Genomic DNA, 13495 nt, shown 5'->3' with positions numbered 1-13495 from the left:
TTTCAGGATTGCGAGAATCATCAATATGCCCGACGCTCCATCATCAGCGAGGGATTACATGTTCGATATTATCGTGAGAAGTGCACTTGATGTCGTTGGGCAGACGGAGCGTCTGATCGAGGCGATGCGGCGGATGCTGCAGAGTGAAGAGTTTGACGAGGTAGAGGTGTACGAACTCGACTATGAGATTGAGCGACTCGGACACGTTGTTTTCAACGTGGACGAGGCCGTCCGCTCGCTGGTACGCTCGGTCGGATATTCACTAAAAGGTGCCCACGTGCACGCAATCTGCAGAACGTTGCACTGACGGCTAATCGCCAGGCTTCGGACCGACGGCTTACGAGACCCGCGGCCTGTATTTGATTATCTCGATTCTGCGTGTCACGCCGATGTCACGCGACCGTCGCAGCAATATGTGCTTGATAGGCGCCGTTGGGCTCAGACCATCGGTCGGGCCGAAATTCCTATTGTTGCTGAGGCATCACGATGACCTTGAAAACCACCGGGCAGGAAATTGGCCCCGACGAATTCATTTTTCCGGTTCACACCCGAACGATCGCACAAATCAGGTACGATATTCTCAACCAGGTCATGACTGTGGTCTATCACGACGGTCGTTCGCGCACGACCGCTGGCATACAAGGCCCCGCGATGCTGAGGATTCTTGCCCAGCGTCCAGTGGAGCGCTCTCCGTTTCTATTGCAGACCGTCATCTGACGCGGGAAACATCGTCGACCCTTTTCGATCGGATCCGAACTGGCTTCCGCGGGTTAAATCACCATAGTCGTGCATCCATTTCCCGCGGCCTGCGTTCATCCAACAGCCAGACACATGGAGGGAACGCCGATGACCTTTCCACCACCCAAGACCGAATTTCCCGCGCAGCGCTTCGAAGAGGCGACCGCCGTCGCACGCGACGCTTTGGAAAGGCTGATTGCAGCTGCCAATGAAGCCGGATGGGGCTCCGAGGAGATAACCGCGGCGCTCCTGAAGGCCGCGCAGTTTCTGAGCGATGCCAACAAGAGAGATCCCGATCCGGCCGACGACCCCTCAATCAGCGATGCACCCGCCAGGGAGCAGATTGGTCACGGCGAGCTCTACGATTAGCGTGGATCTCACCGGCCGATCGCCGCGACGGAGCCGCGCACGACGAGGCTCGTGCCGACGCGCAAACGTTCGACGGCAAGAGGGGTGCGTTCGATACGGGCGATGAGCCGCTCGCCGGCGAGCTTGCCCATCTCGTAGACGCGCTGGTCGACGATGGTGATCGGCGGAACGGTGACGCTGGTCCAATCGGCGTCGAGAAACGAGATCATCGACATGTCGTGGGGGATCGACAGGCCGAGCGATTGCAGCGATTTGAAGATCCGCAAGCCCACGAGGCTGTCTGAAGCCAGCAGTGCCGTCGGCGGAGCACTGTCGGAGAGCAGGCGTTTGATCACGCGGTCCGTGTGATGCTGGTCCGTGGCGCCGAGCCTGACATAATGAAGAGGGTTCGGCAAACCCGCCTCTGTCAGGACGCTGACAAAACCTTCTATGCGTTCGCGCACGGCGGAATTCGAGATCCGCCCGATATTGGTTAGCCCACCGCCCTCGGCATCCATGGCAGAGACGTAGGCGAGGCGGCGATGTCCTTGCCCGATCAGATACCGGGTCGCCACGATGGCCGCATCCCGGTCGTCGCCGGTCACGGCGTCGACATCGAGTTCCGCGATGGCCCGGTCGAACAGGACCAGCGGCACGCCGGCGCGGCGGACGTGCTGGAGATGATCGATGCTGTCGCAACGGGCCGGCGTGACGATCAGGCCATCGACGCGTTTGCCGATCAGGAGGTCGACGGCCGATTTTTCCGCATCGAGCTCTTCGCCCGAATTCGCGATGATGACGTTGAATCCCGCAAGGCGGGCCGCATCGCTGATGCCGCGCACCGCCAGGCTGAAGAAAGCGTTCTCGATATCGCCGACCACGACCCCGATGATGCCGGACCTTCCGGTGCTCATGCTCCGGGCGAGTTCGTTCGGGCGATATTCGAGGGCGGCGGCCGCCGCCATGACCTGATCCGTGATCTTGGCGCTGACCACGCCGTAGCCGCCGAGAACGCGGGCGGCCGTCGCCTTCGAGACCTTTGCGGCCTTCGCGACGTCGGCGACCGTGACTGCACGTTTCGGATGGGCGGAATCTTCCATGAGTCGAGGACTACAAGAGTTGTTGACGAACGGTCAATTGACAGATATCAAATATGTTATGAGACCGGTCTCTTTATCTTAGAGACCGGTATCTTGTCCACAAATCTCTGTCGCGATGCGCGGCAGAGATTGGGCGACCTTACAATGCCGACAAGAGCATTCCTTTCAGAGCGGAGAACGACGATGAAGCCTTTTCTATCATTTCCGGCCATCATGGCCCCGTTGCGGGCCGGCCTTGTCACATGCCTTCTTGCAATGGGGGCAGGCTCTGTGGCCGCAGCCGACAACCCCTATAACCTGATCGAGCCCGGGACTATCAGTGTCGGTACGATGGGCGATTCCAAGCCCTATACGTTTGCCACGGCCGACGGTCAGTTCACCGGTTTCGATATCGAGCTGTTTCTCAACGTCGTCTCCCGCCTCGGCTTTCAAAAGGACAAGGTGACGTTCACGGGCCAGGAATTTTCAGCACTCCTGCCGTCGGTCGCAAACGAAAGGTTCGACGTTGCCGTTGCTGCGATCGGAACGACTGAAGCCCGCAAGAAGACCATCGACTTTTCAGACGGCTATCTTGCCGGTTATCTCTCCGTCCTGACCCCGGATGCCGGTATCAAGGATGCCGATGGCCTCAAGGGCAAGCGTCTCGGCGTCGTGCAGGGGACCTTGCAGGAGGTCTATGCAGCCAAGAATTTCGGGGGAACCGATCTGGTAAAATTTCCCGACAACAATTCCGCCGTGGCCGCCCTCAACAATGGAACGGTCGACGCGCATTTTCTCGACTACGAGGCCGCCAAGCAATATGGCGAGCGCTATCCCGCGCTGAAGGTTGCCGTGAATATCCCGTCCTTCGATGCGCCTGCTGGCTTCGTGGTCCGAAAAGGAAATGATGCATTTCGCACGGCGCTCAACGGCGCGCTTCACGATGCGATGCAGGACGGCACCTGGAAGACCCTTTACGAAAAGTGGTTCCCCGGCTCACCGATGCCGGAACAGTATCTTCCCAAGAAGTGACGCCGTAAGCCGCCCGCTCACGGCGGGCGGCTTCCCAAGGCATTGTTAACGGCAGCCGGACGGCGGTGTCTGCCGGGCAAGAATTCATGGGGATCTGAATGAATTGGCTTGAAAATCTACGCCGCAGTTTCCTGGACTGGGATGCCATGGCGGAAGTTCTGCCGAGCATGATCAGCGTCGGTCTGAAGAACACGCTGATCCTGGCCGCCGCCTCTACCGTGCTCGGCGTCATCATCGGTATGGCGCTTGCCGTGATGGGTATCTCGCAATCCCGCTGGCTGCGGCTGCCGGCGCGCATCTACACCGATATCTTCCGCGGGCTGCCGGCGATCGTCACGATCCTGATCATCGGCCAGGGTTTTGCCCGGATCGGGCGCGAGATCTTCGGTCCGTCGCCATTTCCGCTCGGCATCCTGGCGCTCAGCCTGATCGCCGGAGCCTATATAGGCGAAATCTTCCGGTCGGGCATTCAGAGCGTCGAGCGCGGTCAGATGGAGGCCTGCCGGGCGCTCAGCATGAGCCACGGCCAGGGCATGCGCCTGATCGTCATCCCACAAGGCATCAGGCGGGTTCTGCCGGCGCTGGTCAATCAATTCATCGGAAACGTCAAGGATTCCAGCCTTGTCTACTTCCTCGGATTGCTCGCTTCCGAGCGCGAGATATTCCGTGTCGGCCAGGATCAGGCTGTCGTCACCGGCAATCTGTCGCCGCTGCTGCTGGCGGGCGTCTTCTACCTCGTCATCACCGTGCCGCTGACCCATTTCGTCAATTATATCGATGCGAGACTGCGGCTCGGAAAACAAGGCCGCGGCTCGGGTGTTGCGAGCGGATTGGTCGAGGTGAGCGAGTTGCAGGCCGCTGCCGGCCCCCATCCCACGGGCACGGTCGAGGAGAGGACGTCGCGCTTCAAAGGCGGCGCCCTGAACATCCGCGACCTCACCATGGCCTATGGCGATCTCGACGTGCTGAAGGGTGTCGATCTCGACATCGCCGCCGGTACCGTCACCTGCATCATCGGCCCGTCCGGCTCGGGCAAGTCGACGCTGCTGCGCTGCATGAACAGGCTTGTCGAACCGAAGGGCGGCGACATCCTGCTCGATGGCGAGAGCATCCTGGCGATGAAGCAAGAGAGGCTGCGCCGGCGTGTGGGCATGGTGTTCCAGCACTTCAACCTGTTTCCCGACCACACGGCACTCGAGAACGTCATGCTTTCGCTGACCAAGATCAAGAAGATGCCGAGGCAGGAGGCGCACCGCATCGCCGAGGCGCGTCTGGCCGAGGTCGGTCTCGCAGAGCGCAGGGATCATCGGCCGGCAGGTCTGTCGGGTGGGCAGCAGCAGCGCGTCGCCATCGCACGCGCGCTGGCGATGGATCCGGAGATCATGCTGTTCGACGAAGTGACGAGCGCGCTCGATCCCGAACTGGTGAAAGGCGTGCTCGACCTGATGGCTGCCCTCGGCCGCCAGGGCATGACGATGGCCGTGGTGACGCATGAGATGGGATTTGCGCGCAGGGTGGCCGACCAGGTCGTCTTCATGGATGAGGGCCGCATCGTCGAGGCGGGCTGCCCGCAGCAGATCTTCGACAATCCCCGAAGCGAGCGGCTGAAGCGCTTCCTTGCTGAAGTTCTCTGAAGCGCCTGAGGCAACGCATGGTGCCCCCGGTCGTCCTCACGCCGGGCGTGCCGGATTTCATTCGATCTAGCAAGAGCAGAAAACAAGGTTATCGACATGAATGCTTCCATCAAACCTTCGAAGGTCGTCGTCATCGGTGGCGGGATCTTTGGCGTCTCGACCGCTGTCCATCTGGCACGGCTCGGGGTCCGCACCGTGCTCGTCAATGACGGCCCGCTTGCCAACGGCGCCTCCGGCCGTTCGCTCGCCTGGCTCAACTCGGCGCGCAAACGCTCCAATGCCTATCACCGGCTGCGATTGGCTGGCTTGGATCGCTACCGCACGCTGGCCGCCCGGTATCCCGATGCGCCTTGGCTGCGCTTCGACGGCGGCCTGACCTGGGATGCGGATGATGCCGGCAACGAGATCGCCGAGATCTTCGACTATGAGCGCGATCTCGGCTATCACGCGCAATGGCTCGCCCCGGGAAGAATCGCCGCAGCAACGCCTGGGGTCGACGCAAGTGTCGTCACGCCGCAAGGTGCGATCTTCAATCCCGGGGAGGGCTGGGTCGATCTTCCGTCCTTGATCGGCACGCTCGTGGAAGAATTCCGCACGCTGGGCGGCGAGATCGTCACGGACGCGGGTCGCGCGACGGTCGATGTCGAAAGCGGGCGTGCCCGTGGCGTGATCACGGCAGACGGCATGCGCCGCGATGCGGATGCCGTGCTGCTTGCCGCTGGCGGCGAGGTTCCGGCAATCCTCGCCGAGGCCGGCCAGCATATCGGCGATGCAACGCCAGTCGCCCTTCTCGTCCGGACCAAGCCGATCCGCCATCCGCTGAAGGCCGTGCTCAACACCCCTCGCGTCGCCGTCCGGCCAACGCCCAACGGTGGCTTCGCGCTCGACGCCGCCTGGTCCGAGGAAGAGGTGAGCGCGAAGCCCGACGGCAGCTATGATGTCAGGCAATCGACGCTGGAAGGATTGCTGCGCGAGGCCTCAAAAGTTCTCGAAGGCAATCCGGTGCTGGAGGTCGAAGATTATGGGGTCGGCCCGAAGCCCATCCCAGGCGACGGCGAGCCCGTCTTCGGCGAACTGCCATCGATCTCGGGTTATTTCGTCGCCTTCAGCCATAGCGGCGCCACCCTCGGCCTGATTGCCGGCGAACTGCTGGCGGACGAGATCGTCACCGGACGCCGCCATCCGCTGCTGGCGGACTTTCGGCCGGAGCGTTTCAGCGCGTCGCGAAGATGAAGGCAGCAGCGGAGGCCGATGCATCCTTCTGAGCCGTCGAGCGTTCTATCGCCAGGAACAACTGGAGACACATCATGTTCAAGGACGAACTCGGGGACACCGGCACAAACAAGGATATGCGCGACGGTGTGGAAACCGCGCCGGCCTCCTTCGAAGAAGCGAGCATCAACGCTGATCTTATTAGACGTGAGGGTTTCGCCAGCGAGGCCGAATATCGGGCATATATTGCGACGCTCGGTGGTCATGCTTCCGTTGGAGACACCGTCGAGGAGCCTCCCCCGATCTACGAAGGTCATGTCCTGGAAGGCCGTCTGCAAGAACTGAGAGAAGAACTCGAAAACCTCCGCGCTCGCCTTCATTTGATCCAACATCAGGCTGCGACCGTCGTTACGGAGAACGTCCGATGGGCCGATGCCAGCGCCCATGCGCAGCTCGGCAATCAGCCTTGGCTCAAGCTGGCAGGTGCAATGGCGGCGACCTTCGTCGTCACGAGGGGCATCATGCGTTTGCCTCTGGGAGCCGTGGCGACGACGGCGCTGCCGTTGGTGGCGGCGGCGATGAACCGGAAGCTCGCCCGGTGAAAGTCGTCGGCTTCGATGACTGTTCAGGCGAAGCCGATTTCCGCGAGCAGAGGCAGGTGGTCCGAGGCAATCCTTGTCAGGCGGTTTTCCAGGACCGCCGCCTTTTTGACGATGAGATCGTCAGTGACGAAGATGTGGTCGAGGCGCATCAGCGGGTAGCGCGAGGGAAAGGTCGCTCTCGGCGCGGCGCCGCCTGCGAGCTGGGCGTCTTTCAACGACCGCATGGCAAGTCGGTAAGTCGCAGATGACGGAATGGCATTGAAATCGCCGCAGAGGATGGTTGGAAGAGGTTCATCCGCCGTGCCGTGCAGCCAGCCGGGGTTCAGCAATGTCGTCATCTGCCGGATGCGCTCGCGGCCACGAAGGCCGAGATGGGTGTTGACGACCAGCAGTTTTCTGTCGCCGACCAGTATTTCGACGGAAATGGCGCCGCGCTGTTCGCCGATGGATGGCAATGGTCCGGCCTTGACCGCGCCTGTCGGCAGCGAAGTGATGATCGCATCGCCATACTGCTCCTCGGCGATCGACAGCGCCGGATGGAAATGAGCCTGCATCTTCAAAAGCGAGGCGATCGCATGGGCCTGGTCGACGCCGCCGGTCCTGCGCCTGAGGACGTCGACCTCCTGAAGAGCGACGATATCGGCCTCAGCTTCGGCGATGACAGAAGCGATGCGGCCGGGATCGAGCTTCCGGTCGCCGCCGATACAGCTGTGCACATTATAGGTCAGGAGTTTGATTGGTTTATCCGGCATAGACCCGCTGAAAGCTCGTTCCCCCAGGACATGGAACTTGTCCTTCGGGGGAACACAGAACTCGTTTGATCGTTCCAGATGATCGGGGCTGGCGCCTTCGAGCCTTCTTCGAACGCACGAAGGACGCTCTAACTCTTAAAACCTGCGCATCGCGCTTCGGAATGGATAATCGATGAGCCTGAAAAGCATAATCTGGAATGGATTACTGGTTGCCGCCCTTTGTCTGGCGGTCTTCCTTCTCTATCGGATCTTCCAACAGTACAGCCTGGATGAGATCGTCCAATCGGTTCGCAGCATTCCATTCTCGACCTTCTGCACAGCGCTTCTGTTTGCGGCGGGATCTTATCTCTGCCTCAGTTGCTTCGACCTCCTGGCGATCCGCTCGCTCGGCAAATCCTTGCCCTACCGGAACATCCTGCTCGCCTCGTTCGTCAGCCTTTCGCTCGGCCACAATATCGGCTTTGCGGGCCTCAGCAGCGGCGCCTTCCGCTATCGGTACTATTCGCGCTGGGGGCTGACGGCGGAGGACGTGGCGAAGATCATCCTGTTTTGCGGCGTCACCGTGGGGCTCGGGCTCATCACGCTCGGCGGCCTTGCCACGATCATCAATCCCGGCGATGCCGGGCGCCTGCTGCGCATTGATCCGGCAAGTGTGCGCATCTTCGGCGTGCTGGCGCTGGTCGTGCCGGCGGTCTATGCGGGCCTGGCGTTTTTCATCCGCGGCAGGTTGCGGCTGTGGCGCTGGTCGTTTCAGCTGCCACGATTTTTGATCGCGGTCGCGCAGGTCGGAATTGGGACGATCAATTTCATGTTCGTCTCCGCCTGCCTGCACCAGATGCTTTCGGCCTTCGGCGACGTGGCCTTCTTCAGGTCGGTGACGGCTTACGTGCTCGCCAATTCGGCAATCCTTGCAACACATGTTCCGGGCGGTCTCGGCGTGCTTGAGGCGACCGTTTCCTATGTCGTGCCAAAGGAGGCTTCGATCGGCGCGCTGATTGCATTCCGCTGTGCCTATTTCTTCATTCCGCTGGCGCTCGGCACGACGCTCCTCGTTATCAGCGAGGTAATCTTCCGGCGGAAATCACGCGGGGCGGATGAGGAGGCGGACCAGCGCGCCGAGGCCCAGTCGGTCTAGGAGTGCGAAAGGCCGAGCCGGATCGAAGAGGCCGGTGCCCGGAATCGGTGAGATGCTGCCCGACAGCTCGACTGCGAATTCCCGCAAACCCCGCGGCCCGTCGTTGAGCGCGTCGACCGCCGCGATCACCGAGCCGCTTTGCATGAAGGCTGCGGCAAAAGTCTCCGTGGCGGTGCCGAGATATTCCGCCAGAAGGCGGTTGCGCAGATCAGCGATCGCGCGGCGGTGCTCGCCGTTACCGGCCTCGAACAGCATGTCGCATTCGCAATCCAGCCCTTCCGAGCGATTGTTGAGATTGGAGGAGCCGATGCGGATCAGCTCATCATCGGCAATCATCAGCTTGGAGTGTATGAGCACCTCCGCTTCTTTGTCCTTTTTCGGCACTGGCCCGGGCACGACGGGATAGTAGACGCGCAGGCGGGCTGCGCGATCGGCGCGTTTGAGTCGGCGGATGACGCGGTCGCGATTGCCGCCCATGACGATCTTTTCGATCAACCCGTGAGAGCTCCGCGTGCAAATGATGATGACTTCCGGCCCGTCCTCCTCCTGCAGCCGCGCGGCGATTGCGTCGGCGACGCGGAAGGAGGCGAGGTATTGTGCCTCGATGTAGAGCTGCCGTCGCGCCAGGGCGATGACGTCCAATGTCATGGCGATGCCGTCGCTGACGCCGGTGCGAAAAGCGGTCGGCGGCTCCGTCAGGGCCAAGCTGACCGAGATCTCCTGCATGGAAACGGCGAGATTGGCCGGCCAGGCGAAGGGAACGCTCTCGGTCAACGGCAGGTGGCTTTCGCCGGTCGCGTTTTCCCATCGCCGCCTGGCGATGTCGCCGATTATCCGGGCGGCATCGCCGGTGATCATCGCCTGAACGTCATGCAGAGGATCGTAGGGCTCGCCACCAGGGTCGCGCCGCCACCTGTCCTTGACGCGATGGCGCCTCGTATCCCATCGCCGCGACGTCAGATCGATGCCGCCGATGAAGGCGACAGCATCATCAATGCAGAGGAGCTTCTGATGATGGCAGCCGCGTACGGTGCCTGGAAGGTCGAAGCGCAGATCGATCCTGGTATTCTTGGGAAAATCCTTCTTCCGAAGCAACTGGATTGATTTGTCCGAATAGATCGGCCCGAGCGCCCAAACGAGGATGCGTATTTCGAGGTCGGGATTCGTCGCCACTACGGAATGCAGCAGGTCGGCCAAGGTTTCGTCGGATTTTTCGGGCTCGATCCGAATGTCGGGATGGAAATCCCACCCGATGATCCACACCGTGCGTTGCGCCTGCCGCAACGCACGCGCCAGTTCTGAGAAATAGCGGTTACCATTGATCAGGAAAGCGGCCTTTTCCGCATGTCCTTGCAGGCGCCATTCCATGCTTTCCTGTTTTTCGCCGCCCGGATGTTGCGCTTTTGTTCGGGTCAGGTACGATTGATAGGACATGGTTTCAAATACGGTCATGTTTGCCTCAGCCTCTCGACTGAGACCAAACGCCTGGAATTTAACCAGGTTCCCGATCGCAGGACGCGGCTGCCGCATGGGCGCCCTGACACACAGGATTTAGAAAGCGAAATGTCACAACGAGCAGGTAGCGCCGATCTTCCCCTTCATGGGGGACGCGTGCCGCATTGGCTCGGCGACCGAATGACGCGGCTCGGGGCGCTGATCACCGAGGCGATCGTCCATCACTATGGCCGCGACGAATTCCTGCGCAGGCTGGCGCATCCCTTCTGGTTTCAGTCCTTCGGCGCGGTCATGGGCATGGACTGGCACTCCTCCGGCATCACGACCAGCGTTCTCGGCGCGCTGAAGCGCGGCCTGAAACCGCGTGCCGGCGAGCTCGGCCTGCATGTCTGCGGCGGCCGCGGTGCGCATTCGCGCAAGACCCCGCAGGAGCTCGTGTCGATCGGCGAGCGTGTCGGTCTCGACGGGGAGGGGCTTGCGACCACGAGCCGTCTTATTGCCAAGGTCGACAGCGCCGCCCTTCAGGACGGATTTGATCTTTATCTGCACGGCTTCATCGTTGCCGATGACGGCCATTGGGTGGTCGTGCAGCAAGGCATGAACGGCGACAGGCGGCAGGCCCGGCGCTATCACTGGCTGTCCGAAGGGCTGGAGAGCTTCGTGGATTCGCCGCATGCGGCCATCGAGGGACGGAACCAGGGCGAGATCGTCAACCTCGCCGACCGGCGCGCCGAACGCTCGCGGCGTGGTCAGCTCGACCTGCTGGCGACCCTCGGTCCCGACCGGATCATCCGCGAAGCCGCCGCATTGCTGCGTGCCGAAGCGCCGGCGCCCGAACCTGCCGAACAACCGATGCTGCCGCACCTGATCATGCCCGCCCATCACGATGTTCGTGAGAGCGACGTCAACATTCGGCGCCTGCATGGAAATCTGGCTGCCGCTGCCGACCGCGGGCCGGCGGATTTCGAAGAGCTGCTGCTCGTTCCAGGCGTCGGCGCCCGCACGGTGAAGGCGTTGGCGATGGTGGCGGAGGTCGTCCACGGCGCGCCCTGCCGTTTTTCCGATCCGGCGCGCTTCTCGATCGCCCATGGCGGCAAGGACCGCCATCCTTTTCCGGTCCCGCTCAAGGTTTATGACGAGACGATCGCCGTAATGAAATCGGCGGTACAGAAGGGCAGGCTCGGACGCGAGGAGGAGTTGCAGGCGCTCAAGCGCCTGGACGACCAATCCAGGCAGATGGAACGCTATGTGACAGGTCCCGACCTCAAGGAAATCATCGCCGGCGAATTCCGCCAATCCGCCGATTTCGGCGGCCGGAGCGTCTTCGGCTGGGAGAAGCCGGAGACCGACCAGAGCTAGCTCTCAATGACCGTCGGGCGGGACGGCCTCAGTCGGAATCGTCTCTTTCAGATTCTTCCGATGGAAGATGAAGAGCCCTGCAACGACGATGATTGCGGCGCCGACGATGATCTGTGCATCGGGAATGTCGTCGAAGAAGAGGTATCCGAGGACGATCGCCCAGAGCAGCAGCGTATATTGCAGCGGGGCGAGCAGCGATGCCGGCGCGAGTTTCAGCGAGCGGGTGATCAGCAGATGCGCGCAGGTGGCGACGATGCCAAGCAGCAGCATGCCGGACCAATCGATGAGCGCTGCCGGCTGCCAGTGGCCGATGCTCAAGACGATGCCGGTGACGAGCGCGGCGATCGTCTGCCATGTCACCAGCGTCGTGTCGCTGGTCGAGCGCAGATAGCGGCTCATCACCAGAGACAGCGCAAAGGCAAGGCTGCCGGCAAGACCGAAGAGCGATGGGAGCGACAGCATCGCCGTGGACGGACGCAGCGCGATGACGACGCCGGCAAAGCCGATCAGAACGGCCAGCCAGCGGCGCCAGCCGATCTTCTCTCCGAGAAAGAAATGCGAAAGCGCCGCGATATAGATCGGCCCGGCCATATAGAAGGTCATGACGTCTGCGAGCGGCAGATAGGCGACGGCAGCGTAGAATAGGGCGACATCGCAGGTCGCCATGAAAACACGGATGAACTGCAGGCCCTTCTGCTCGACGCGGAACAAGGCCATCGGCCCTTGCCGGAGGATCATTGGTCCGAGCACGATGAAAGCGCCGACCGAGCGGATCACCAGCACCTGGCCGACGGCAAAGCTGGCGACCAGCCACTTGCCCATTGCATCGTTCAGCGCAAAGAGCAGATCGCCAATCAGCATCAGCACGACGCCTGTTATGATCAGGTTTCCGGCATCGGCTACGCCAGTCTTGGTCGTCATCTCTCGCATCCTCGCAAAACGGCCGCGCATGCGCGGCCGAGTGCGGCTTCTGCCTTAACACTGCCGATGTCAATGGTCAGTTTGAAGCGCCTGTACCCGAATTTGCCATAGGGGTATGGCGAGCGACCGTCTTCGTTCACCTTGACCGACAGCTTACCTGTCTGATCGAGGCGCCGTGACGTACAGTCGTGGAGCCAGCGATTAAATTGGCCGTCTTTAGGAAAAGGGCGCACCGCCGACCGCCCTAAACATTAAGTCAGGCTCACCAAGGTAGCGTGCCCTTGTCATTGATGAAGGCACCCGTCTGGCCGTCGTTCGCGACTGCAAGCTGGACGATGATCTCAGCCGCCTGCTCGACCGTCCGATAGCCTGTATTGCCGTTAAAATCGGTCTTCGTGTATCCGGGATCCGCGCTGTTGACCCTGATGCCGAACGACGCGAGGGCCTTGGAAAACGATACGGTCACTGCGTTGAGGGCCGTCTTCGAGCTGTTGTAGCCCAGGCTGTTCACACCATAGAATTCGCTCTCCGGGTCTGTCAGGGCGCCAAGCGAACCGAGCTCGCTGCTGACGTTGACGACATTGGCGGAACTCGCTGCTTTGAGCAGAGGCAGGAAAGCTTGCGTAATTCGAATCGGCCCGAACACGTTGATCTCGTAGACCTGACGGATGTCGTCTACGGTCTGATCCGCCGGGTCGATGAATGCTCCGGGTATGCCCGCATTGTTGACCAGTGCGTCGAGCTTGCCGTCTTCATGTCTGACACGATCCGCGGCTGCCTTCACACTTGCGTCGTCCTCGACGGCAATTTCAAGGAAGCGCACATCGTGACCCTGAGCTCGCAAAGTTTCCGCCGCACTCTCACCGCGCCCCGCATCGCGGGCACCAAGCCAAACACGATAACCCATTCCCCCGAGCCGTCGAGCGGTTTCAAAGCCGATGCTCTTGTTGGCGCCGGTGATCAATGCATTCTTCAACATGGTGGTTCTCCATTCTGGTTGCCCGTCCAATATGAGTAGGCGCCTTTCCGGCCGCGTGCCAAATTCTATTGAACTCTTGCCTAATCCTGCCGAAAGACTTGCGCGCGTTGGAGGAGGGTGCAATTTAACAGCATGGACAATGTGGGCGAAGAACTAAGGTCCCTGATCGAGAGGCACTCGCGTGGCGGTCGTACGACGACCGCCATTCCACGCGTCGGTTTGCTAAGAGCAGAACGCACGACTGAGCCG

Annotated in this window: 14 protein-coding genes; 9 read left to right on the top strand and 5 right to left on the bottom strand. The window is 61.4% G+C overall.

Going from position 1 to position 13495, the window contains the following annotated elements; translation table 11 throughout:
• Window positions 1-58: 58 nt before the first annotated feature.
• The 3 genes from GFM02_RS00750 (at window position 59) to GFM02_RS00740 (ending at window position 1107) form a co-directional block, all read left to right on the top strand.
• Complete coding sequence (locus GFM02_RS00750; RefSeq protein ID WP_168320457.1) at window positions 59-307, top strand: hypothetical protein; 249 nt, start codon at window positions 59-61, stop codon at window positions 305-307.
• A 179-nt stretch (window positions 308-486) separates the two neighbouring features.
• Window positions 487-717, top strand: a complete 231-nt coding sequence (locus tag GFM02_RS00745) for a hypothetical protein (protein ID WP_168320456.1) — start codon at window positions 487-489, stop codon at window positions 715-717.
• A gap of 129 nt (window positions 718-846) precedes the next feature.
• Window positions 847-1107 (top strand): hypothetical protein, encoded by a 261-nt coding sequence (locus GFM02_RS00740; protein WP_168320455.1) that lies wholly within the window; start codon window positions 847-849, stop codon window positions 1105-1107.
• An 8-nt stretch (window positions 1108-1115) separates the two neighbouring features.
• On the opposite strand, the gene GFM02_RS00735 is transcribed toward GFM02_RS00740, so the two are convergent.
• Complete coding sequence (locus GFM02_RS00735; protein ID WP_168320454.1) at window positions 1116-2186, bottom strand: LacI family DNA-binding transcriptional regulator; 1071 nt, start codon at window positions 2184-2186, stop codon at window positions 1116-1118.
• A 183-nt stretch (window positions 2187-2369) separates the two neighbouring features.
• On the opposite strand from GFM02_RS00735, the gene GFM02_RS00730 reads away from it, so the two are divergent.
• The 4 genes from GFM02_RS00730 to GFM02_RS00715 all read left to right on the top strand — a co-directional run bounded on the left by GFM02_RS00730 (window position 2370) and on the right by GFM02_RS00715 (window position 6645).
• The gene (locus GFM02_RS00730) at window positions 2370-3197 is read left to right on the top strand and encodes an ABC transporter substrate-binding protein (RefSeq protein ID WP_020047175.1); all 828 of its coding nucleotides are present in this window, start codon (window positions 2370-2372) and stop codon (window positions 3195-3197) included.
• Window positions 3198-3295: 98 nt separating this feature from the next.
• Window positions 3296-4831 carry an amino acid ABC transporter permease/ATP-binding protein gene (locus tag GFM02_RS35415; protein ID WP_168320453.1) on the top strand — a complete coding sequence of 512 codons (1536 nt, stop codon included), beginning with the start codon at window positions 3296-3298 and terminating at the stop codon, window positions 4829-4831.
• Window positions 4832-4927: 96 nt separating this feature from the next.
• A complete protein-coding gene (locus tag GFM02_RS00720; protein WP_168320452.1) occupies window positions 4928-6064 on the top strand; it encodes an NAD(P)/FAD-dependent oxidoreductase in 1137 nt (378 codons plus the stop codon).
• 74 nt (window positions 6065-6138) lie between these two features.
• On the top strand, window positions 6139-6645 hold the full coding sequence (locus GFM02_RS00715) for a hypothetical protein (RefSeq protein WP_168320451.1): 507 nt from the start codon (window positions 6139-6141) through the stop codon (window positions 6643-6645).
• Window positions 6646-6668: 23 nt separating this feature from the next.
• Here GFM02_RS00715 and GFM02_RS00710 read toward each other — a convergent pair whose 3' ends face one another.
• Window positions 6669-7397, bottom strand: a complete 729-nt coding sequence (locus tag GFM02_RS00710; protein WP_168320450.1) for an endonuclease/exonuclease/phosphatase family protein — start codon at window positions 7395-7397, stop codon at window positions 6669-6671.
• Between the two features lie 172 nt (window positions 7398-7569).
• On the opposite strand from GFM02_RS00710, the gene GFM02_RS00705 reads away from it, so the two are divergent.
• A complete protein-coding gene (locus GFM02_RS00705) occupies window positions 7570-8532 on the top strand; it encodes a lysylphosphatidylglycerol synthase domain-containing protein (protein WP_168320449.1) in 963 nt (320 codons plus the stop codon).
• Here the strand turns inward: GFM02_RS00705 and GFM02_RS00700 are convergent.
• Window positions 8479-9984 carry a phospholipase D-like domain-containing protein gene (locus GFM02_RS00700; protein ID WP_168320448.1) on the bottom strand — a complete coding sequence of 502 codons (1506 nt, stop codon included), beginning with the start codon at window positions 9982-9984 and terminating at the stop codon, window positions 8479-8481. The genes GFM02_RS00705 and GFM02_RS00700 overlap by 54 nt on opposite strands.
• Before the next feature lie 111 nt (window positions 9985-10095).
• On the opposite strand from GFM02_RS00700, the gene GFM02_RS00695 reads away from it, so the two are divergent.
• Window positions 10096-11346: a DUF763 domain-containing protein gene (locus GFM02_RS00695; RefSeq protein WP_168320447.1), complete on the top strand. Its 1251-nt coding sequence runs from the start codon at window positions 10096-10098 to the stop codon at window positions 11344-11346.
• Between the two features lie 3 nt (window positions 11347-11349).
• Here GFM02_RS00695 and GFM02_RS00690 read toward each other — a convergent pair whose 3' ends face one another.
• Both GFM02_RS00690 and GFM02_RS00685 read right to left on the bottom strand, forming a co-directional pair.
• On the bottom strand, window positions 11350-12267 hold the full coding sequence (locus GFM02_RS00690) for a DMT family transporter (protein ID WP_168320446.1): 918 nt from the start codon (window positions 12265-12267) through the stop codon (window positions 11350-11352).
• A 262-nt stretch (window positions 12268-12529) separates the two neighbouring features.
• Entirely contained in the window at window positions 12530-13246 is a 717-nt protein-coding gene (locus GFM02_RS00685; protein ID WP_168267262.1) for an SDR family oxidoreductase, read from the bottom strand.
• Between the last annotated feature and the right edge of the window lie 249 nt (window positions 13247-13495).

This window comes from Rhizobium leguminosarum bv. viciae (genome assembly GCF_012276115.1).
Lineage (GTDB): Bacteria > Pseudomonadota > Alphaproteobacteria > Rhizobiales > Rhizobiaceae > Rhizobium > Rhizobium leguminosarum_T.
This window is presented reverse-complemented; position numbering and strand designations above follow the sequence as displayed.